17 protein-coding genes are annotated in these 20,110 nt (G+C 72.2%); 12 read left to right on the plus strand and 5 right to left on the minus strand.

Annotated features, from left to right (window positions below; genetic code table 11):
* Window positions 1–20 precede the first annotated feature (20 nt).
* From L2K70_RS08095 to L2K70_RS08105, 3 genes are read left to right on the plus strand one after another with little or no spacing between them, the layout of a single operon-like run.
* Window positions 21–1,010, plus strand: coding sequence for an AAA family ATPase (locus L2K70_RS08095; protein ID WP_236401110.1), 990 nt, complete (start codon window positions 21–23; stop codon window positions 1,008–1,010).
* Window positions 1,007–2,167, plus strand: coding sequence for a DUF58 domain-containing protein (locus L2K70_RS21610; RefSeq protein WP_236401112.1), 1,161 nt, complete (start codon window positions 1,007–1,009; stop codon window positions 2,165–2,167). The genes L2K70_RS08095 and L2K70_RS21610 overlap by 4 nt, the downstream gene beginning before the upstream one ends.
* The gene (locus L2K70_RS08105; protein WP_236401114.1) at window positions 2,164–4,401 is read left to right on the plus strand and encodes a transglutaminaseTgpA domain-containing protein; all 2,238 of its coding nucleotides are present in this window, start codon (window positions 2,164–2,166) and stop codon (window positions 4,399–4,401) included. The genes L2K70_RS21610 and L2K70_RS08105 overlap by 4 nt, the downstream gene beginning before the upstream one ends.
* Here the strand turns inward: L2K70_RS08105 and L2K70_RS08110 are convergent.
* Together L2K70_RS08110 and L2K70_RS08115 are read right to left on the minus strand one after the other, a co-directional pair.
* Window positions 4,339–5,157, minus strand: a complete 819-nt coding sequence (locus L2K70_RS08110; RefSeq protein WP_236401116.1) for a class I SAM-dependent methyltransferase — start codon at window positions 5,155–5,157, stop codon at window positions 4,339–4,341. The two genes, L2K70_RS08105 and L2K70_RS08110, sit on opposite strands and share 63 nt — an antisense overlap.
* Window positions 5,158–5,248: 91 nt before the next feature.
* Window positions 5,249–7,294 (minus strand): Ig-like domain-containing protein, encoded by a 2,046-nt coding sequence (locus L2K70_RS08115; protein WP_236401118.1) that lies wholly within the window; start codon window positions 7,292–7,294, stop codon window positions 5,249–5,251.
* Window positions 7,295–7,474: 180 nt separating this feature from the next.
* Between L2K70_RS08115 and L2K70_RS08120 the strand changes: the two genes are divergently transcribed.
* The 3 genes from L2K70_RS08120 to L2K70_RS08130 all read left to right on the plus strand — a co-directional run bounded on the left by L2K70_RS08120 (window position 7,475) and on the right by L2K70_RS08130 (window position 11,041).
* Window positions 7,475–8,401 (plus strand): phosphotransferase family protein, encoded by a 927-nt coding sequence (locus tag L2K70_RS08120; RefSeq protein WP_236401120.1) that lies wholly within the window; start codon window positions 7,475–7,477, stop codon window positions 8,399–8,401.
* Window positions 8,402–8,596: 195 nt separating this feature from the next.
* Entirely contained in the window at window positions 8,597–10,084 is a 1,488-nt protein-coding gene (gene rpsA, locus L2K70_RS08125; protein WP_236401122.1) for a 30S ribosomal protein S1, read from the plus strand.
* A gap of 114 nt (window positions 10,085–10,198) precedes the next feature.
* Entirely contained in the window at window positions 10,199–11,041 is an 843-nt protein-coding gene (locus L2K70_RS08130; protein ID WP_236401124.1) for a patatin-like phospholipase family protein, read from the plus strand.
* A gap of 74 nt (window positions 11,042–11,115) precedes the next feature.
* Here L2K70_RS08130 and L2K70_RS08135 read toward each other — a convergent pair whose 3' ends face one another.
* Window positions 11,116–11,274: a hypothetical protein gene (locus tag L2K70_RS08135; protein ID WP_236401127.1), complete on the minus strand. Its 159-nt coding sequence runs from the start codon at window positions 11,272–11,274 to the stop codon at window positions 11,116–11,118.
* 93 nt (window positions 11,275–11,367) lie between these two features.
* On the opposite strand from L2K70_RS08135, the gene L2K70_RS08140 reads away from it, so the two are divergent.
* Window positions 11,368–12,318, plus strand: coding sequence for a GlxA family transcriptional regulator (locus tag L2K70_RS08140; protein ID WP_236401129.1), 951 nt, complete (start codon window positions 11,368–11,370; stop codon window positions 12,316–12,318).
* Between the two features lie 120 nt (window positions 12,319–12,438).
* Window positions 12,439–13,743, plus strand: coding sequence for an aspartate aminotransferase type Ic (locus L2K70_RS08145; protein ID WP_308195759.1), 1,305 nt, complete (start codon window positions 12,439–12,441; stop codon window positions 13,741–13,743).
* A 4-nt stretch (window positions 13,744–13,747) separates the two neighbouring features.
* Here L2K70_RS08145 and L2K70_RS08150 read toward each other — a convergent pair whose 3' ends face one another.
* Window positions 13,748–15,589 carry an ABC transporter ATP-binding protein gene (locus L2K70_RS08150; RefSeq protein ID WP_303645853.1) on the minus strand — a complete coding sequence of 614 codons (1,842 nt, stop codon included), beginning with the start codon at window positions 15,587–15,589 and terminating at the stop codon, window positions 13,748–13,750.
* An 88-nt stretch (window positions 15,590–15,677) separates the two neighbouring features.
* Here L2K70_RS08150 and L2K70_RS08155 point away from each other — a divergent pair, with 88 nt between their 5' ends.
* The 3 genes from L2K70_RS08155 to L2K70_RS08165 are packed head-to-tail and all read left to right on the plus strand — an operon-like array spanning window position 15,678 to window position 18,057.
* Window positions 15,678–16,100, plus strand: coding sequence for a MarR family winged helix-turn-helix transcriptional regulator (locus L2K70_RS08155; RefSeq protein WP_236401133.1), 423 nt, complete (start codon window positions 15,678–15,680; stop codon window positions 16,098–16,100).
* Window positions 16,097–16,693 carry a dephospho-CoA kinase gene (gene coaE, locus L2K70_RS08160; protein ID WP_236401135.1) on the plus strand — a complete coding sequence of 199 codons (597 nt, stop codon included), beginning with the start codon at window positions 16,097–16,099 and terminating at the stop codon, window positions 16,691–16,693. The genes L2K70_RS08155 and coaE overlap by 4 nt, the downstream gene beginning before the upstream one ends.
* Window positions 16,694–16,734: 41 nt before the next feature.
* Entirely contained in the window at window positions 16,735–18,057 is a 1,323-nt protein-coding gene (locus tag L2K70_RS08165) for a glycoside hydrolase family 3 N-terminal domain-containing protein (RefSeq protein ID WP_236401137.1), read from the plus strand.
* 12 nt (window positions 18,058–18,069) lie between these two features.
* Here the strand turns inward: L2K70_RS08165 and L2K70_RS08170 are convergent, their stop codons facing one another.
* Entirely contained in the window at window positions 18,070–19,032 is a 963-nt protein-coding gene (locus L2K70_RS08170) for a sigma-70 family RNA polymerase sigma factor (RefSeq protein ID WP_236401139.1), read from the minus strand.
* Between the two features lie 207 nt (window positions 19,033–19,239).
* On the opposite strand from L2K70_RS08170, the gene L2K70_RS08175 reads away from it, so the two are divergent.
* Window positions 19,240–19,938: a 5-oxoprolinase subunit PxpA gene (locus tag L2K70_RS08175; protein WP_236401141.1), complete on the plus strand. Its 699-nt coding sequence runs from the start codon at window positions 19,240–19,242 to the stop codon at window positions 19,936–19,938.
* The last annotated feature ends 172 nt before the right edge of the window (window positions 19,939–20,110 follow it).

The raw sequence follows: 20,110 nt of genomic DNA on the forward strand, positions 1-20,110 counted from the left end.
AGAGGGAGACCCTCGACCGCATGGCAGCCCCCGCAGCAGGCAGCGCCACCGTCCATCCCGACGACGTCCGGTGGTACGCCGACACCTTCGACCGCGTCGTGCACAACGTCGAGTCGGCGGTCCTCGGCAAGCGGCACGTGGTCCGGCTGGCTCTGACCTGCCTGGTCTCCGGCGGCCACCTGCTGCTCGAGGACCTGCCCGGCACGGGCAAGACGATGCTGGCTCGGGCGCTCGCGAAGTCGCTGGACAGCTCGTTCGCACGCATCCAGTTCACCCCCGACCTGCTGCCGTCCGACGTCACGGGCGTCACCGTCTACGACCAGTCCCACGGCACCTTCACCTTCCACCCCGGCCCGATCTTCCACAGCATGGTGCTCGCCGACGAGATCAACCGGGCGTCGCCGAAGACCCAGTCGGCGCTGCTCGAGGTGATGGAGGAGGGCCACGTCACCGTCGACGGCCGGACCCACGAGGTCGGCCGCCCCTTCATGGTGATCGCCACCCAGAACCCCATCGAGCAGGCCGGCACCTACCAGCTGCCCGAGGCCCAGCTCGACCGCTTCCTGATGCGCACCAGCGTCGGGCACCCCGACGCCGAGACCACCGAGGCGCTGCTCGCGCAGTCGCAGGTGCGTGACCGCGCCGCCGGGCTGGGCCCGGTGGTCAAGCCGAGCGAGCTCGTGCAGATGGGCCAGCTCGCCGACCTCGTCCACGTGGACCGCGCGATCATCGGCTACGTACGACGGCTCGCGGAGGCGTCGCGCGAGGTCCCCGACGTCCGGATCGGCCTGTCGACCCGTGGCTCGCTCGCGTGGATCCGCTCCGCCAAGGCATGGGCACTGGCCGAGGGCCGCGGGCACGTCGTGCCCGAGGACGTCGCGACCCTCGCGCGTCCGGTCCTCGGCCACCGCCTGCTGATGGCCTCGGGTGCGGCGTTCGGGGGCGTGACGCCCGACGAGGTGATCGACGGACTGCTGGCGCAGGTGTCGGTGCCGCGCGACCGCGCGTGAACCTCCTCCGGGTCCTCACGCCCCTCGGGCGCAGCGTCGCCGTGCTCGGCCTCGCGGCGGCGGCGGTGGCGTGGTGGCTGCACTGGCAGGAGTTCACCCAGCTCGCTGTCGTGGCACTCGCGCTGCTCGTGGTGGGACTGGCGTGGCAGGTCGTGCCCGGCACGCCCACCGCGCGGTTGGTCCTGCGGCGCAACAGGCTCGTCGAGGGGGCGGCACCACCCGTTGCCACGCTCGAGCTGCGAGCCGGTGCCGTGCCGATGCTCTTCCCGAAGGTCACCGTCCCGGTCGGCGACGACAGCGTCTCGCTCCGGCTGCCGTTCCTGGCTCCCTTCGCGCAGCACAGCCAGGCCGTCCAGCTCCCGTCGATGCCGCGTGGCGCCCACGCCGTGGGCCCGGTGACCTACGAGAAGGCGGACCCGGTCGGCCTCGTGTCGCGGCGTTTCGAGGCCGGGACGGCGGTGGAGCTGCTGGTCGCCCCACGGGTCACCGACCTGTCGGTGTTCGCCGGCGGCCTGACCAACGACCTCGACGGTGCCACCAGCCAGCAGCTCTCGATGAGCGACCTCGCGTTCCACGCGCTGCGCGAGTACGTCCCCGGCGACGACCTGCGCCACGTGCACTGGCGGTCCTCGGCCAAGGCCGGCGAGCTGCTCGTGCGGCAGTACCACGAGACCCGGCGCGGGCACGTCACGATCCTGGTCGACGACATCGCGGCGTCGTACCCGCGGGCACGGGACTTCGAGCTGGCCGTGTCCGTGGCGGCGTCGATCGCCCTGCGAGCGGTGCGCGACGACTTCGACACCTACCTGCGGTGCGGCGAGCAGGTCGCCCGAGGGCGCAGCGCGACGGCGATGATCGACGCGGCCTGCCGCTTCGAGCGGTCGGTGACGGCCGACGGTGACACCTACGCCGCCCACGCGGCGGCTGCGGCGGAATCCGTCACCGGCACCGGTCTGGTCGTCCAGGTGACCGGATCGGCCCGCGACCTCGTGGAGCTCGATGCGGCCGCCGACCGGTTCGACCGCGGCGCCGACTGGATCGTCGTACGCGCCGACAGCCGGGCGGAGCCCATGCTGCGCGACAGCCGGTCGCTGCGCGAGGTCTCGGTGCCCGACCTGGACCGGCTGCGGCAGCTGCTCGAGCGGGGTATGCGATGAGCACGCGACGCCAGGCCCTGCTGGACGCGGCCGTGGTCCTCCTGCTGCTGGCGCTCTCCCTGTCGGTCCTCGACGACACCTTCGCCGGTCGCAGTCACCTCGTCGTCGGGCTGGTGCCCGCCGTCGTCCTGATCGGCCTCGCGCTGCTCCTCCGTCACTTCCACGAGGGCGTGTGGTGGTACGCCCTGAGTGCGGTGCTCCTGTTCGCGCCGCTGGGTGGGCTCGTCGCCCTCCAGCGCCCGGGTCCTCTGGTCCTGCCCACGCTGGAGACGATGAACCGGGTGCTGGGCGAGACCATCTCCGCGCCCGCGACGCTCGCCGGGACGGTCGCCCCGGTGGACCCCAACGGCCAGGTGATGCTGGTGCCGTTCGTGATCGGGTTCGTCGCCGCCGCCCCGGCCGCCTGGCTCGCCATCGCGACCCGCGCCGCGCTCGCTCCCGTCGTGCCGCTGGTCCTCGCGCTCGCCGCCGCCATCCCGGTCGGCGTCCTCGTCCCGTCCTACCTCGTGCCGCGCGGCGTCGTCATCGCGGTCGTGGTCGTGGCCTGGGCCTCCGCCCGGGCGCGTCGGCGGGAGGCGCTGGTCGACCGGAGCCGCGGCTCGGTGGCCGCCGCGGTCACCGCCGTCCTGACCGTCACCCTCGTCTCGGGGCTGACCAGCCTGCTGGTCCCGGACCGAAACGAGGTGGACCGGACCCTGCTGCGGGGAGAGGGGAGCAGCGTCGCGCTGGCCGAAGCCGCCCGGACGACCGTCCCCAAGCGGGTCGGCGGCCGCAACGAGCTGCTCCGGGCGACCGGCGTCCCGGAGGGACGCCGCCTCCGCTTCGCGACCCTCGACCTGTACGACGGCTCGGCCTGGGTGCCGGCGGACGAGTCGCCCGGCACCAACGGCTTCGGCACCTTCAAGCGCATCGGCCACGACGTCGCGGCACTGCACCAGGGGGAGACCGTCGGCGTGCGCATCCGCATCCGGCCGGGCTACTCCAGCGACTGGCTGCCGATGCTCGGCGAGCTGACGAGCCTGGACCTCGACTACACCGACGGCCGCACCCAGCTCAGCGAGGTCCGGTACAACCAGGCCACGCAGAGCGCACTGGTGCTCGGCGGCGTGGACACCCGCGACGACTACACGTTCGGCTCGGTCCTCACCGAGGACGACGTCACCCGCCGCGACCCCACGAAGGACCCCAGCGACGACCAGCTCCAGCCCGCTGGGGCGTTCCTCGACACCTACCTGCGCCCGTTCCGGCGCGACGAGGTGCGGCCGGTCGAGCGGGTGCTGCTGCTCGCGCGCTACCTGCGGCTCAACGGGACGACCCGGTTCACCGGATCGTCCTCGCAGTCGCCCGTCGACCTCGGGCTGCGGATGCTCGGCTCGAAGGACATGACCGGCACGCCGTTCCAGTACACCGCCGTCATGGCGCTCGGCGCGTCCCGGCTCGGCGTCCCCGCCAGGGTCGTCACCGGCGCGGCTCCCGGGGCCCGCGGCCTGGTCACCCACGACGACGTCACGTCCTGGGTCGAGCTGCAGTTCGCCGACGGCACCTGGCGCACGCTCGATCCCAGCCGCTACACCGGTGTGCACACCGTCGCGGAGACGCCTGACGTCCGAGACCCCGGCGGCTTCGTCCAGGAGCAGCTCGAGGCGGCGGCACAGGGCAAGGACGAGGAGATCCGCGTCCCGAAGGGCACCCCGATCACGCTGCCCGAGGGCACCGTGGTCGAGCAGCCCCTCTCACCGTGGCAGGTGGCGGTGCGGGTCCTGGGCGTCACGGTGCTGCTCGGTCTCGCCCTGCTCCTCCTCGTGCCGCTCGCCAAGGCGGTGCGGCGCTCGCGCCGACGCCGTACGACGTCGTGGTCGGGGCCCTACGTCAACGGCTGGCAGGAGGTGCTCGACGCGGCGCGGGACCGGGGGACACCCGTGCCCGAGGGCTGGAGCAGGATCGCGCAGGCGACCGCGCTCGGCGCGGGCACCGACCTGGCCCGGAGGGCGGACGAGGCCGTGTTCGCCCCGGGCCCGAGCGCCGACCCGGCGGCCGGACGCGCATTCTGGGATGCGTGCCTCGTGCTCCGGCGGGAGCTCCTGCGCGACGTCGACGCACGCCGCCGCTGGTGGGCGGCGTTCAACCCGGCATCGCTCCTCGCCGGATGGGCGCGCCGAAGGGGAGCGGGATCAGCCGGCGAGGAGCGCCACGAAGATCGCCGTACCGGGAGTGAGCAGCCCGCGCGCGCGTGACCACCCGCCCCACACGCGGTCGTGGTGCTCGGGCCACTCGGGCTCGACGAGGTCGGCCAGCACGAAGCCGGCGGCGTGCAGCAGGCGCACCCAGTCGCCGAGCGTGCGGTGGTGCTCGACGTAGGACACGACCCCGGTCTCGTCGTCGACCTCGACGTAGGGGGTGCGGTCCCAGTAGGACTGGCTCGCGGTCAGGCCGGCCTCGCCCGGGTCGTCCGGGAACATCCACCGGGTCGGGTGGGTGATGGAGAAGGCGAAGCGGCCACCCGGACGGAGCACCCGCGCGACCTCGGCGAGCGCGACATCGATGTCGCTGACGAACTGCAGGGCGCCGAAGGAGCAGAAGACGATGTCGAACGACGCCGACGCGAACGGCAGGTCGGTGGCGGTGCCGCGCACCGACGGCACGGCGACGCCCGTCTCGTCGTCGAGGCGCAACGAGTGCTGCAGCTGGCGGTGGGAGAGGTCGAGGCCGACGCCGCGGCCACCGCGCGTGCGGACCCATCGCGAGCACTGGCCGGCGCCGCTACCGACCTCGAGGACGTCACGTCCGGCGACGTCGCCGAGGATCGCGAGGTCCTCCTCACGGTGCCCCTCGGGCCCCCACACGAAACCGGCGTCGCCGAGGAAGGCGCCGTGGGTGGCCTGGTACTCGTCGGCGTAGCGGTCCCAGTCCGGTCCGTTGGCGTCGCGCGACTCCTGCTCGGAGACGGCCCGGCGCTCGACCCGCACGGACTGCGGCAGGTGGTCCTCCACATGACGAGCCTAGTCGCGTGGGAGCGACGTGAAGACGGCGCACCGAGCAGGAGTCCTGCCCGGTGCGCCGCTTCCCTCAGGGGTACGAGGCTCAGCCCCTGATCCGACCGTTCCTCACACCCGGGTCACGCGGGCCCGAGCGCCAGTCGGCGGGGTTCGACCCGGCGCGGACCTCCGCGCCGTCGCGCACGCCACCCTTGTCGGTGTCGCACTTGGTGGGGTCGGTCTTGGCCTTGTTCCACTTCTTGTTGGCCTTGCCGGTCATCTCGGCCTTGTCCTTCAGGCCGTCGCGGTCGGTGTCCTTCTTGGTCGGGTTCGACCGGGTCTTGCCGATGACGAAGGAGCCCTTGCGCGTCTTGATCTTCTGCTTGATCTTGTAGCCCTTGACCTCCTTGCCGTCGCTCAGGCCGTCCTTGTCGGTGTCCTTCACGAGCGGGTTGGTGGTCACGAAGATCGACTTCTTGGCCTTCTTGCCGCAGATCTCGAACCGCTCCTTGATCGTGACGCCGTTGACCTCCTGTCCGTCGGTCAGGCCGTCGTTGTCGGTGTCCGGGTCGAGCGGGTCGGTGCCGTGGGTGTTGACCTCGGCGCCATCGGTGAGGCCGTCACCGTCGGTGTCGGGGTTCAGCGGGTCGGTGTGGGTCGTGTTGACCTCGGTGCCGTCCGAGAGCCCGTCGTCGTCGGTGTCGGGGTCGTTGGGGTTGGTGCCGATCGTGTTCTCCTGGCCAGTGGGCAGGCCGTCCCCGTCAGGGTCGTTGGGGTCCGGTACGACCACGAAGCTGGTCGTGTCCGCGGCGCTCGTCTGACCGTCGAGGGTCTGGGTCGCCGACACGGTGTGCGGACCGGCGGTGAGCGGCGTACCGGGCTCACAGCTCCAGGTGCCGTTCGCGCGGACCGTGGTCGTGCAGATCGTGGTGCCGCCCTCGGTCACGGTGACCTGGGCACCGGGCAGGCCGGTGCCGGAGATCGTCGGCGTGGAGTCGGTGATGGTCGATCCGTTGGCGGGCGTCGTGATGTCGGGAGCGGCGATCGAGCCCGGCGTCGGGCCGCTGCCGTTGCCGCACTCGATGCCACCGGAGGGTGCACCGGCACTGGCCGACAGCGGGACGATGTCCACGTCGGCGATGGTCGTGCCGAGCGAGGGGAGCGGACCCGGGAGGGGAAGCCCCGCCGTCGCGAGCTTGACGTGCAGCAGGGCTGCGGAGCCCGTGGCGCTCGTGCCGTTCGGGTCGACCGTCTTGGTGAGGGCGCCGAGCGAGAGCTCGAGCACCAGGCCCGGGTTGTCCGGGAGGGCGAACGTCGCGACCTCGTTGGCGGCGTCGAGGACCTGCGGCGCCTGCCCGTCCGGCGTGATCGTCACGACGGGCTGGGTGTAGTCCACCGAGGCGCCACCGGGCTGGCCGCTTGCGCGGGCCGTCAGGGTCGGGTCCTGGCTGACGCCGATCGTGACCTGGCCGAAGAGGTCGAGCGAGGCCAGGTTGCTGGCGGACGTGGCCACCACCCGGCGGGCATCGTTGGCGCCACCCGTGGCCTCGAGGTTCACGGACTGGCTGGTCTCGACGGTGCCCGGTGCGTTGAGCAGACGTCCCACACCCGGGATGTCGAGCACCGAGGCGTCGACGGTGGTCGTCGACGACGAGCTCAGCGGCGTGCCGGCGGGCAGGCAGCTGCCGTCGGTGAACTGCGCGTGCGCCACCGACGTGGAGATGCCGGCGTTGAGCAGCGGGTTGTCCGGGATGGCGCCGCTCTGGACGGTCGTGGCCGACGGGTTGGTCGGCGGTGCCGTCTGCTGGGCCGAGGACAGGATGTCCGGGAGCTGCGAGCCCCCGAGCTCGGCGCCGAGGTTGGAGGCCCGGGCCACGACCCTGGGCGACCCACCCTGCAGCGAACCGGTCGCCGAGGCGACGTCGAGCGCAACGGCGTTGATGGCGCCGATCGGCGCGGGGAGGTCCACCCCGAGGACGTCGACGCCGAGGAAGCCCGCGGACGTCGATGCGGTGGCGCCGGTGGGCACCGGCGCAGCAGAGGCGGGCGTCTGCGCTGCGGCCATGAGTGCCGCTGGCAGCGTGAGGGCGGCAGCCACGGCTGCCCCCCGGGCGAGCCGGCTGGACAGCCGGCGGTGTGCGGTGGTGCTCATCTGTCGTACCCCCAATGGTGTCGACCGCGTGGCGGACCCGAGGCATTCACCTCGCGGTTGCGAGTGATCTGCACATCACAACGACAGGGCAACAAGGAGGTAACACGCTTTTTACTCAAAGGGGTGGGTGAGGCTCGCGGTGGGCGAGAGGACGGCCTGCCGCGTGCCACGATGCGGCCCATGTCGGATCCGAGCCCGTCCCTGGTCCCGCTCGCCGGTGGCCACTCCGGGCGCACGTTCGTGAGCGAGGTCGCGGGAGAGCGGACCGTCCTGCGGATCTACCCGCCCGGGGACCCGCGCGGTCCCCAGGCTCCCGAGGTCGACGAGGCGCTGCTCCACCTCGTCCGCGGCCTCGTGCCGGTCGCCGACGTCCTGGAGGTGCGACGGGAGGAGCCGTCGTCCGGACAGCCCGGTGTCCTCGTCACGTCGTGGGTGCCGGGGGAGCGTGGCGACCTCGTCGTCGACCGGCTCGTCGACGCCGGGGACGACGCGGGCCTGGCCAGGCTCGGCACCGCGATGGGGGACGTGGCGGCCACGTTGGCCGGCATGCCGGCGCTGCGTCCCGGGCCGTTCGTCGACGCGGGGCTGCGCATCGGCACCTTCCCGGACGGCGGGCTTGCCGAGTGGGTCGAGCAGCGCCTCGACGCATGGACGCCCGAGGAGCGGGCGACCCTGCTCCCGGTCGCCGAGGAGGCGCAGGACCTGCTGGACACGGTCGGCCGGGCCTGCCTCGTGCACAGCGACCTCAATCCCAAGAACGTGCTGGTCGACCCCGACGGCCTGACGGTCACGGCGGTCCTGGACTGGGAGCTCGCCCATGCCGGGCACCCGTGGACCGACGTCGGCAACCTGGTCCGCTTCGAGCGGCACCCGGCGTACGTCGACGCGGTGCTGGGTGCGTGGACCGCGCGGCACGGCGGGACGGGCCAGGCGGTCCTCGACGGGGCCCGGTCAGCCGACCTGTGGGCTCTCGTCGACCTCGCGGCGCGGGCCGGTCAGAACCCGGTCGCGGACCGGGCTGATGTGCTCCTCCGGACGATCGCAGGGCATGGTGACGTGCACGCGTGGCCGGCATCCTGGGACAGGGTCGGCAGGAGCGCTCGCTGAGCGTGGGTTGAGCGTGCCCGCCGGTTGGACGGCGAGCATCGCGCACGCGTAGTCTTGGGTGTTGCGCCAGTCGCCTGCCCGGCTTCCATACCGAGCGAGGCGGGGCTCGCCAGCCAGCGTCATCGACGCGGGGCAGTGAAATCGGTGGCTGCGTGCGTCCGTACGACTCCATCCATCCAAGGAACTCCTTCCCATATGACGAGCACGCTCTCCACTCTTCCGGACTACGACGCGCCCCAGGTGGCCGTCAACGACATCGGGTCCGAAGAGGACTTCCTCGCGGCGATCGACGCGACCATCAAGTACTTCAACGACGGCGACATCGTCGACGGCACCATCGTCAAGGTGGACCGCGACGAGGTCCTCCTCGACATCGGCTACAAGACCGAGGGCGTCATCCCCTCGCGCGAGCTGTCCATCAAGCACGACGTCGACCCCAACGAGGTCGTTTCCGTGGGCGACAAGGTCGAGGCCCTGGTCCTCCAGAAGGAGGACAAGGAGGGTCGTCTGATCCTGTCCAAGAAGCGCGCCCAGTACGAGCGCGCCTGGGGCACCATCGAGCAGGTCAAGGAGGAGGACGGCGTCGTCGAGGGCACCGTCATCGAGGTCGTCAAGGGCGGCCTCATCCTCGACATCGGTCTGCGCGGCTTCCTGCCGGCCTCCCTCGTGGAGATGCGTCGCGTCCGCGACCTGCAGCCCTACGTCGGCCAGACCCTCGAGGCGAAGATCATCGAGCTCGACAAGAACCGCAACAACGTGGTCCTGTCGCGCCGTGCCTGGCTCGAGCAGACCCAGTCCGAGGTCCGCCACGGGTTCCTGACCCAGCTCCAGAAGGGCCAGATCCGCAAGGGCGTCGTGTCCTCGATCGTCAACTTCGGTGCGTTCGTGGACCTCGGCGGCGTCGACGGCCTCGTGCACGTCTCGGAGCTGTCGTGGAAGCACATCGACCACCCGTCCGAGGTCGTCGCCGTGGGCGACGAGGTCACCGTCGAGGTCCTCGACGTGGACATGGACCGCGAGCGTGTCTCCCTGTCGCTGAAGGCGACGCAGGAGGACCCGTGGCAGCACTTCGCCCGCACCCACCAGATCGGCCAGATCGTCCCGGGCAAGGTCACCAAGCTGGTGCCCTTCGGTTCGTTCGTCCGCGTCGAGGAGGGCATCGAGGGCCTGGTGCACATCTCCGAGCTCGCCGAGCGTCACGTCGAGATCCCCGAGCAGGTCGTCCAGGTCAACGACGACGTCATGGTCAAGATCATCGACATCGACCTCGAGCGTCGCCGGATCTCGCTGTCGCTCAAGCAGGCCAACGAGACCGCTGCCGCCGCCGACGTGGAGGAGTTCGACCCCACGCTCTACGGCATGACCGCGACCTACGACGAGCAGGGCAACTACGTCTACCCCGAGGGCTTCGACCCCGAGACGGGCGAGTGGCTCGAGGGCTACGACGAGCAGCGTGCGATCTGGGAGGACCAGTACGCCAAGGCGCACGCCCGCTGGGAGGCGCACGTCAAGCAGCAGGAGGAGGCCAAGCAGGCCGAGGTCGAGGCCGGCGAGGCCACCTCCTACTCCTCGGGCGGCGACACCTCCGGCGAGGGCGACAACGGTGGCGACACCGGCGGCTCGCTCGCGTCCGACGAGGCGCTGCAGGCGCTCCGCGAGAAGCTCACCGGCGGCCAGGCCTGATCGGCTGACGCCCGCTCACGACCGAGCACCACGAAGGCCCGCCGGGGACTCCCCGGCGGGCCTTCGTCGTACGACGGGGGGCACACCGTTGGTCGGGTCGGCTAGAACGGGCGCATGACTGAACGTGGCCCGTCCGCACTGGTCCTCGGCGGCGGTGGCATCACCGGCATCGCGTGGGAGATCGGGATCCTGCACGGCCTGGCCGAGGCCGGGGTCGACCTGACCGACGCGGACACCGTGGTCGGGACGTCGGCCGGCTCGGTGGTCGGGGCCCAGGTCACCAACGGACTGCCGCTCGCCGACCTGTACGCCGCCCAGCTCGAGCCGCCCGATGCCGAGCTGGGTGGTCGCCTGTCGCGCATCGCCGCCCTCAAGCTGGTGCCGCCCTACGTCCTGCCGGGCAGCGGTCGCGACAAGCTGGCCCGCGTCGGGCGGGTCGCACGAGCCGCCCACGAGCCGGGGAGCATCGACCGCGAGGGCGTGATCCGCTCGCGCCTGCCGGCGCACGACTGGCCGCAGCGGGACCTGCGGATCACCGCCGTCGACACCGAGAGCGGCGAGTTCACCGTCTTCACGCCGGGATCCGGCGTGGACCTCGTCTCGGCGGTCGCGGCGAGCTGCGCGGTGCCGACAGTGTGGCCGCCGGTCGAGATCGGCGGGCGCACCTACATGGACGGCGGGATGCGCTCGACCGCCAACGTCGACGTCGCGGCCGGCGCCGACCGGGTCGTCGTCCTGGCGCCGCTGCCGCGGTCGATCAGCAGGAGGACGTCGATCCGCGCGCAGGTGGAGAAGGTGGGACCCCGGGCGTGGTCGGTCGTCACCCCCGACGAGCAGGCGCTCGCCGCCTTCGGCCGCAACCTCCTCGACCCGGCGAAGCGGGCCGTGGCAGCCGAGGCCGGCCTGCGCCAGTCGCGCGACCTGGTCGACCAGGTCGGCCCGGTGTGGTCCGCCTGACCACCCCCACCACGACGTACGACGGCCCGCCAGGACATCCCTGGCGGGCCGTGCAGGTCGGGGCGGAGGCGGCGTCACGCCCGGTGGACGAGGTGGCCGCGCTCCTCGACGAGGCCGAGCTCGTCGAACGGGTGGGCGGTGGAGGAGGGACCGGCGAACCGGTCGTGGCGGGCGTAGTTGACGAGCAGCGCGGCGACGGCGAGGAGGGCGAGGAGGGCGATGAATGTGGTCATGGCAGTAATTCTGCTCCCGAACACTTCCTGCCACGAGTGGCAGGAATGCCAGTTCTAGTTGATTTACTGCCACCACTGGTGCACCCTGAGCCCATGAAGAAGGTGGCGGTCGTCGTCCAGGAGCAGCCCGAGCCGTTCGGGCTCGGCGCGTTGTGCGAGGTGTGGGCCGAGCCCTACCACCCCGAGGACGACAACCCCGTCTTCGACTTCACCGTCGTGACGCCGAAGCCCGGTCGGCTGCGCACCCGTGCCGGCTTCGACCTCGTCGTCGAGCACGGGCTCGACGCGGCCGCCGACGCCGACCTGGTGTGCCTGGCTCCCAAGAGCAACCACCTGCACTCGCCGCCGGAGGTGTCCGAGCTGCTCCGCGCCACCCATGAGCGCGGCGCGATGCTGTTCGCCCACTGCTCGGCCACGTTCATGCTGGGCGAGGCCGGACTGCTGGACGGACGTCGCTGCACGACCCACTGGCGCTACGCGACCGAGCTCGCCGAGCGCTACCCCGAGGCGATCGTCGACAAGGACGTCCTCTACGTCCAGGACGGCACGATCGTGACCGGGGCCGGCTCGGCCGCCGCGCTCGACGCCGCCCTCCACGTGATGCGCCAGCAGTTCGGCGCCAAGGTGGCTGCCACCACGGCCCGACGGATGGTGATCCCGCCGCACCGCGACGGCGGCCAGGCGCAGTACATCGCGCGCCCGGTGCCCGTGTGCGAGTCCGAGGCCCTCGCCCCGCTGCTCGTCTGGATCTCGGAGAACCTGGGCGAGGAGCTCGACGTCGAGACCCTCGCCCGCCAGATGCACATGTCGGCGCGCACCTTCGCGCGTCGGTTCAAGGAGGAGACGGGCACCACGCCCTACAGCTGGATCCTGGGGGAGCGGGTGCGGGCCGCCGAGGAGCTGCTCGAGCGGACCGACCACTCCATCGACTGGATCGCCGGCGAGGTCGGCTTCGGCAACGCCGCGACGCTCCGCCACCACTTCGGGCGCACCCGCGGGGTCAGCCCGCAGGAGTACCGCCGTACGTTCCGGATGCCCGCCTGACCGACGTGCAGACGCGCGGGCATTGGTCTCGTCGGTCGAGTCACGCGCGCGAGGGAGGCGCCGTCTCGGCGACCAATGCCTGCGCGTCTCCGGTCGGCGGTCCTCGGTAGCCTTGCCCGCGTGAACGCGACTGCGCTGGCCGACCTGTCCGCCGACGACCTCGCCACCCTGCTCGAGGAGCAGCGCGCGGCCTACGAGGAGCTCAAGGGCCGCGGTCTGAAGCTCGACCTGACGCGCGGCAAGCCGTCGTCGCAGCAGCTCGACCTGGCCGACGACCTGCTGCGGCTGCCCACGTCGACGAGGGACGCCAGCGGGGTCGACGTACGCAACTACGGGGGGCTCGAGGGCCTCAAGGAGCTGCGCGAGATGTTCGCCGACCTGCTGTGGGTCGAGCCCGAGCAGGTGGTGGCCGGCGGCAGCTCGAGCCTGACGATGATGCGCGACTGCCTCTTCTACCTCACCCTCTTCGGGGGCGTGGACTCCGAGCGGCCGTGGGGGCAGGAGGAGAAGGTCCGGTTCGTCTGCCCCGTCCCCGGCTACGACCGCCACTTCACCCTGCTGGAGAGCCTCGGCATCGAGATGGTCACCGTCCCGATGAACGACGACGGTCCCGATGTCGACGCCGTCGCCGCGCTGGTCGCCGACGACCCGTCGTTCAAGGGCATGTGGATCGTGCCGACGTACGCCAACCCGACGGGCGCGACCTGCAGCCAGGACGTCGCTGCCCGACTGGCCGCGATGCCGACCGCCGCCCCGGACTTCAAGATCTTCTGGGACAACGCCTACGCGCTGCACCACCTCACCGAGGACGAGGCCAAGAGCGCGGACATCCTCACGCTCGCCTCGGCGGCGGGCCACCCGCACCGGCCGATCATGTTCGCCTCGACGTCGAAGATCACCTACGCCGGGGCAGGAGTCGCCTTCCTCGCCGCGTCGACGGAGAACGTCGCGTGGTACCTGAAGCACCTCGGCAACGGGTCGATCGGTCCCGACAAGGTCAACCACCTGCGCCACGTCGAGTTCTTCGGGTCGCCGGAGGGCGTGCGCGACCACATGGCCAAGCACCGCGAGATCATCGGGCCGAAGTTCGCCGAGGTCGACCGGGTGCTCACCGAGCGCCTCGGTGGCAGGGGAGTCGCCACCTGGAACACCCCCACCGGCGGCTATTTCGTGAACCTCGACGTTGTGCCCGGCACGGCGTCGCGCGTGGTGCAGCTGGCCAAGGAGGCCGGCATCGCGCTGACGCCCGCCGGGTCGTCGTACCCCTACAAGCAGGACCCGGACGACACGAACATCCGGCTGGCTCCGACGATGCCTCCGCTGGGGGAGGTCACCGCGGCCATGGAGGGCGTGGCGACGTGCGTGCTGCTCGCCGCAGCGGAGAAGGCTGCCCAGGAGGCAGCAGGGGAGCCCGCCGGCGCCTGACCGGTCAGGCGGCCGCCGGCTGGGCGTCGAGGCCGCCGCGGACCAGGTCCGCGTAGCGGCCGCCGAGGAGCAGCAGCTCCTCGTGGGTGCCGGACTCGACCACGCGCCCGTGGTGGAGCACCGCGATCCGGTCGGCGTTGCGGACCGTCGAGAGGCGGTGGGCGATCGTGATGGTGGTGCGGGTGCGGCTCAGGTCGTCGAGCGTGGCGAGGAGCGCGCGCTCGGTCCGGTTGTCGAGCGCGCTCGTCGCCTCGTCGAGCACCAGGACGGCCGGGTCGCGCAGCAGGGTGCGCGCGACGGCCAGGCGCTGCTGCTCGCCGCCGGAGAACCGGTGCCCGCGCGAGCCGACGACGGTGTCGTAGCCGTCGGGGAGTCCCGCGACGAGGTCGTGGATGCGCGCGTCGCGGCAGGCTTGCTCGATCTCGGCGTCGGTGGCGTCGGGCCTGGCGTGGCGCAGGTTCTCGCGCACGCTGGCGCGCATGAGGTAGGTCTCCTGCGTCACGACGCCGACCAGGTCGGCGAGGTCGGTGAGCGCGAGGTCGCGTACGTCGACCCCGTCGATGGACACGCGGCCCTCGGTCACGTCGTGCAGGCGCGGCACGAGGGAGGCGAGGGTGGACTTGCCGCTGCCCGTCTCGCCGACGAGCGCCAGCGTGGCGCCCGCCGGCACGTGGAGGTCGATGTCGGCCAGCACGGGCCGCCCGTCGTCGTACGAGAAGCCGACCCCCTCGAAGCGCACCTCGCCCCGCGCCCCGGCGCGGGTCAGGCGGGTCGGGGTGGCGGGCTCCTCGATGTCGACGGGAAGGTCGGCGTACTCGAAGATGCGGCTGAAGAGGGCCATCGACGCGGTCAGGTCGACGCCCACGTTGAGCAGGCCCATCAGGGGGCGGAAGAGGCCGCCCTGCAGGGCGATGAACGCGACCAGCGTGCCGATCGTCATGCCACCGGAGGTGGCAGGGAAGCCGGCCGCGAGGTAGATGACGGCGGGGACGGCTGCGAAGACGACGTTCATCGTCGCCATCCGCCAGCGACCGGCGAGCCGCGAGCGGATCTCGAGCCCGACGAGGTCGGCGGAGGTCTCCTCGAAGCGCTCGGTCAGCCGCGGTGCCGCACCGAGGGTCTTGGTGAGCAGCACGCCGCTGACCGAGAGGCCCTCCTCGATCTGCACGTGCAGGTCGGCGAGCCGGCGCTGCCGCTCTCCGGTGACGCGGTGGCGCATCCGGGCGACCTGGCGGGTCAGCAGGACCGCCGGCGGGACGACGACGAGCGAGAGCAGCGCGAGGCGCCAGCTCAGCGCGACCATCGCGACGGCGGTGCCCACGACGACGGTGAGGTTCGCGGCGATGGACGTCGCGGTCTGGGTGACCACGCCCTGCATGCCGCCGATGTCGTTGACCAGCCGCGACTGGACGTCGCCGCCGCGCGTGCGGGTGAAGAAGCCGAGCGACTGGCGCTGCAGGTGGGCGAAGAGGTCGCTGCGGAGCCGGTGCATCACGCGTTGGCCGACCGCGGTCGACAGCCAGGTCTGGACGACACCGATCACGGCTGTCGCCACGGCGACGCCGAGCATCGCACCGACGAGGAGCAGCAGGAGGCGGACGTCCTGCCGTGGGAGCGCGTCGTCGATGACGTGGCGGACGAGGAACGGCTGGGCCAGGCCGACGGCCGAGCTCAGCACGATGAGGGCGACGACGACGGCGAGGGTGGCGCGGTGGGGCGCGAACAGGCGCGCGATGCGGCGAAGCGAGACGGGCGAGTCCTCCAGCTGGCGGAGGTCCGCCGGGTCGGGCCGCCCGGCACGCGAGCCACGGCCGCCGCGGGTGGGGGAGTCGAGGTGGTCTGCCATGCGACCAGCTCCTCTCTGTGGATCGGGGACATCAAGTGAGGTAACCTCACTATGAGGTAGCAACCGGACAGTGAGTGGAGATATTCCCGTGGACCACGAGCACTCCACCGGCGACCTGGTCCTGGCGCTGGCCCGGCGGGTCCGACGCGAGCACCTGGAGGCCTTGGCCGACTGGGACGTCACGCCGTCGCAGGCCCGGGCACTGCGGGTGCTGTCGTCGCGCGAGGAGGGCATGCGCCCTTCGGTCCTCGCCGACGAGCTGCGCATCGCGCCCCGGTCCGCGACCGACGTCGTCGACGGGCTCGAGGACCGCGGCTGGGTGATTCGGGCGGCGGACCCGACCGACCGGCGCGCCACCACGCTCACCCTCACCGCCGAGGGGCGCGACCTCGCCGACCGGATCGAGGGCGTACGACGTCAGGCGTCCGAGCGGGTCCTCGACGTGCTCACGCCAGCGCAGCGTCGTACGCTCCACGAGATCCTGACCGTCGTCGTGGGGGAGCGCCAGTGACCGTCCGTGTGGGCCTGACCGGAGGTGTCGCCTCGGGCAAGAGCACCGTGTCGGCGATCCTCGCCGACCTCGGCGCCGTCGTCATCGACGCTGACCTGATCGCGCGCGAGGTCGTGGCGCGCGGGACGCCGGGGCTGGAGGCGGTGGTCGCCGAGTTCGGCCCGGAGCTCCTCACGCCGGACGGTGACCTCGACCGGCCCGCGATGGGGGCGTTGGTCTTCGGCGACCCCGACGCCCGACGGCGTCTCGAGGCGATCATCCACCCGCTGGTCCACGCCCGCAGCGCCGAGCTCGAGGTCGAGGCGGGCGACCACGCCGTCGTGGTCCACGACATCCCGCTGCTCGCCGAGGTCGGCCGCGCCGGGTCGTTCGACGAGGTCGTGGTGGTCGACGCTCCGGCCGCGCTCCAGCTCTCCCGGATGCTCGAGGAGCGCGGCTGGACGCGCGAGGACGCGGAGTCGCGGATCGCCGCCCAGGCGGCGCGCGAGGACCGGCTCGCCATCGCCACCCACGTCATCGACAACACGGGGACCCTGGCCGACCTGCGTGCCCGGGTCGAAGAGGTGTACGCCGTGCTGGTGGCTCGCGCCTGACGTTTCCCCGTCTCGCCGGTGCGCCGGGTAACGTCCCGCGCGTGCCCCCGATCCGACCCCGCCTGGCCGTGATCGCCGCCGGCGTCCTGCTGGTCAGCGGGTGCGCGAGCCTCGGTCCTGACCCCGGCGACGCCCCACCAGCGACGTCCTCCGCGTCGTCCTCCGCGTCGTCGAGCCCGTCCGGGACGTCCACCCCCAGCGCCACCGAGACGCCCGTGGACCCGGACACCCCCACCTCGTGGGGCCCCACGGTCGGCGAGGTCCAGCAGGCGCGGCAGATCGTGAGCGGCTGGACCCCGGAGCAGCTCGCCGGGGGAGTGATCGTCGGGCGGTTCCACGGCTACGACCCGGAGGAGCCCGCCGCGATGGTGCGCGACCTCCACCTGGCCGGGGTGTCGATCACCGCCGACAACGTGACCGACCACGACCAGGTGGTCGCGATGACGTCGGCGCTGGCCGACGCGGCCGAGGCCGACGGCCGGAACTTCCCGCCGGTCATCGGCGTGGACCAGGAGGGGGGCTACGTCTCCCACCTGCGCGGCATCGCCACCGACTTCCCGCACTTCCAGTCCGCCGGGCTCGCCATCCAGGCCGACCCGAAGCTCGGTCGACAGGTCACCCGGGCCGCGGCCCTCACCACCGGCCTCGAGCTGCGCGGGCTGGGCTTCACCTGGGTCTTCGCGCCCGTCGCCGACGTCACGATCGGTGCGGCCGACCCCACGATCGGTGCCCGCTCGCCGTCGGAGGACCCGACGGTCGCGGCGCGCGCGGTCGGCGCGGCGATCAAGGGGTACGACGACGCCGGCATCGTCTCGACCGTCAAGCACTTCCCGGGCCATGGGACCGCCACCACCGACAGCCACGACACGCTGCCCGTCGTCGACTCGACGCTCGCCGAGATCGAGTCGCACGACCTCCCACCGTTCGAGTCGGCCATCGCCAACCACGCACCCGCCGTCATGATGAGCCACCTCGACCTGACGTCCATCGCACCCGACGTGCCGGCGAGCATGGCGCCGGAGGTCTACGACCTGCTGCGCGACGACCTCGGGTTCGAGGGCGTCGCGATCACCGACTCCCTCGGGATGGGCGCGGTCGGTGGACGACCCACCCCCGCGCTCCAGGCCCTCGAGGCCGGCGCCGACCTGCTCCTCATGCCGGTGGACACCGCCGTCACCCACCAGATCGTCGTCGACGCCATCGAGGACGGCACGGTCCCCCGCGAGCGGGTCGCGGAGGCCGCCGCCCGCGTGGTCGCCGTTCAGCTGTGGCAGGCGCGGGTGGCAGCAGAACGGCCCGTGCCCGTCGACGTGGTCGAGCAGGCACGGGCCGCGAGCGCGGACCTGTTGTCCGCGGCGTACTGAGTCCCGGTCGGGTCAGGCAGCCAGGTCGGGATCCCCGGCACGGCGCAGCTTCTGCAGCGCCTCCCGCTCGAGCTGGCGGACCCGCTCGGCGGAGATGCCGTGGCGGGCGCCGATGTCGGCGAGCTTGTGCTGGCGACCGTCGGCCAGGCCGTAGCGCGCCCGGACGATGTCTGCGGAACGCGGGTCCAGGATCCCGACGAGGTCCTCGAGCCGCTGCTTGGCCTCGGCGTCGAGGAAGTTCAGGTCGGGCCCCGGTGCGGTCTCCTGCGCCATCAGGTCACCCAGAGAGGTGTCGCCGTCCTCGTCCACCGGGGTGTCCAGGGAGACGTGCTCCCGGCCCCAGCTCATCAGGTCGAGGACCCGGTCGAGGTCCATGCCGAGCTCGGTGGCGATCTCCTGCGGCTCCGGGTCGCGGCCGAGCTGGCGCTCGAGGGTGCGACGGGCGCTGCCGACCTGGTTGAGCTCCTCGACGACGTGCACCGGGAGGCGTACGACGCGGGCCTGCTGCGCGATGCCGCGGGTGATGGCCTGCCGGACCCACCAGGTGGCGTAGGTCGAGAACTTGTAGCCCTTGGTGTAGTCGAACTTCTCGACCGCGCGGATCAAGCCGGTGTTGCCCTCCTGGATCAGGTCGAGCATCGGCATCTGGGAGCGGCCGTACTTGCGGGCGATCGACACCACGAGCCGGAGGTTGGCCTCGATGAAGCGGTCGACGGCGAGGCGGCCCTGCTCGGCGAGCCACTCGAGCTCCTCCTCGCTGGCGCTCATCGGCGCGCCGCCCTTCTTGCGGCCGACACGGCCGGTGTCGAGCAGGTGCTGCGCGAGCAGGCCTGCCTCGATGGTCTTGGAGAGCTCGACCTCGGTCTCGGCGTCGAGGAGCGGGGTGCGGGCGATCTCGTCCAGGTAGAGCCCGACGCTGTCGCGGCCCTCGATCTCACGTGTGGTGCTGGTGCGCTTGGCCTGTGCAGTGCTCATCTTCGTCCTCCTGCTTCCCGTGCGACCACCCCGTGTCGCACATCTGTTCCAACACCCGTGTCCGTGACGAGATTCCCTGCGGATTCCGGTGGGCGGATCTCGGTGCCTTCACCTGCCTTGACGAGCCAGTACCCAGGGAAGTTGCAGGTTGTACGAACTCTCAGGGACTTCTCAGGGGTGCCCCTCGCCGGGTGGGACGATGCGTCCATGGCGCAGCAGCGGGTCGACCTCAACGCCGACCTCGGCGAGGAGGTCACCGACGACGTCGGGCTGCTCGCCGTCGTCACCAGCGCCAACGTGGCGTGCGGCTTCCACGCCGGCACCCGCGCGACGATGCAGGCGGTGTGCGCCGAGGCCGTTCGGCGCGGGGTGGCGGTGGGTGCCCAGGTGTCCTACGCCGACCGCGAGAACTTCGGTCGGGTGCCACTCGACGTCCCGGCCGGCCTGCTGCGCGACCAGGTGGCCGAGCAGGTGGGTGTGCTGGCGGGGATCGCCGCCGCGGAGGGAGGTCGGGTCGCCTACCTCAAGCCGCACGGCGCGCTCTACCACCGCGTGGCGGTCGACGAGGTGCAAGCCGTCGCCGTGCTCGACGGGTCGGGGGACCTGCCGGTCCTCGGGATGCCGGGGTCGCTCCTCCTCGACCTGGCGCGGGCGCGCGGTCGCGGCCGACGGCACGAGGGCTTCCCCGACCGGGGGTACGGCGACGACGGGCGGCTGCTGCCCCGGGATGCGCCGAGTGCCCTGCTGACCGAGGCCGAGGCGGTCGCCGCGCGGGCGGTGGAGCTGGCGGGCGAGGTCGACTCGGTGTGCGTGCACGGCGACTCCCCGGGCGCGGTGCGGACCGCGGTCGCCGTACGTCGTGCGCTCGAGGAGGCCGGCGTGGACGTGATGACCTGCTGGTCGTGACGGTGGAGAACCTGTGCACGAACAACGCTCCTGCTGTGGAGCAGCGCACGAGTTCTGTGGGGAACCCTGTGGGACCCGAAGTTTGTCCGCGAAACCCTTGCGGCCGGTCGCCGCGCCGACATAGAACTCTCCCTACCAGATCCGCTTCGGCGGGGCTGGGGATCGGATCGGA

This window comes from Nocardioides potassii, from assembly GCF_021648885.1.
Taxonomy (GTDB): domain Bacteria; phylum Actinomycetota; class Actinomycetes; order Propionibacteriales; family Nocardioidaceae; genus Nocardioides; species Nocardioides potassii.

Coding starts and splice junctions, on each gene's coding strand:
- L2K70_RS08105 (WP_236401114.1), top strand. CDS start 2,164: ATGAGCACGCGACGCCAGGCCCTGCTGGACGCGGCCGTGGTCCTCCTG.
- L2K70_RS08135 (WP_236401127.1), bottom strand. CDS start 11,274: ATGACCACATTCATCGCCCTCCTCGCCCTCCTCGCCGTCGCCGCGCTG.
- L2K70_RS08095 (WP_236401110.1), top strand. CDS start 21: ATGGCAGCCCCCGCAGCAGGCAGCGCCACCGTCCATCCCGACGACGTC.
- L2K70_RS08170 (WP_236401139.1), bottom strand. CDS start 19,032: ATGAGCACTGCACAGGCCAAGCGCACCAGCACCACACGTGAGATCGAG.
- L2K70_RS08115 (WP_236401118.1), bottom strand. CDS start 7,294: ATGAGCACCACCGCACACCGCCGGCTGTCCAGCCGGCTCGCCCGGGGG.
- L2K70_RS08120 (WP_236401120.1), top strand. CDS start 7,475: ATGTCGGATCCGAGCCCGTCCCTGGTCCCGCTCGCCGGTGGCCACTCC.
- L2K70_RS08150 (WP_303645853.1), bottom strand. CDS start 15,589: ATGGCAGACCACCTCGACTCCCCCACCCGCGGCGGCCGTGGCTCGCGT.
- L2K70_RS08140 (WP_236401129.1), top strand. CDS start 11,368: ATGAAGAAGGTGGCGGTCGTCGTCCAGGAGCAGCCCGAGCCGTTCGGG.
- L2K70_RS08175 (WP_236401141.1), top strand. CDS start 19,240: ATGGCGCAGCAGCGGGTCGACCTCAACGCCGACCTCGGCGAGGAGGTC.
- L2K70_RS08130 (WP_236401124.1), top strand. CDS start 10,199: ATGACTGAACGTGGCCCGTCCGCACTGGTCCTCGGCGGCGGTGGCATC.
- rpsA (WP_236401122.1), top strand. CDS start 8,597: ATGACGAGCACGCTCTCCACTCTTCCGGACTACGACGCGCCCCAGGTG.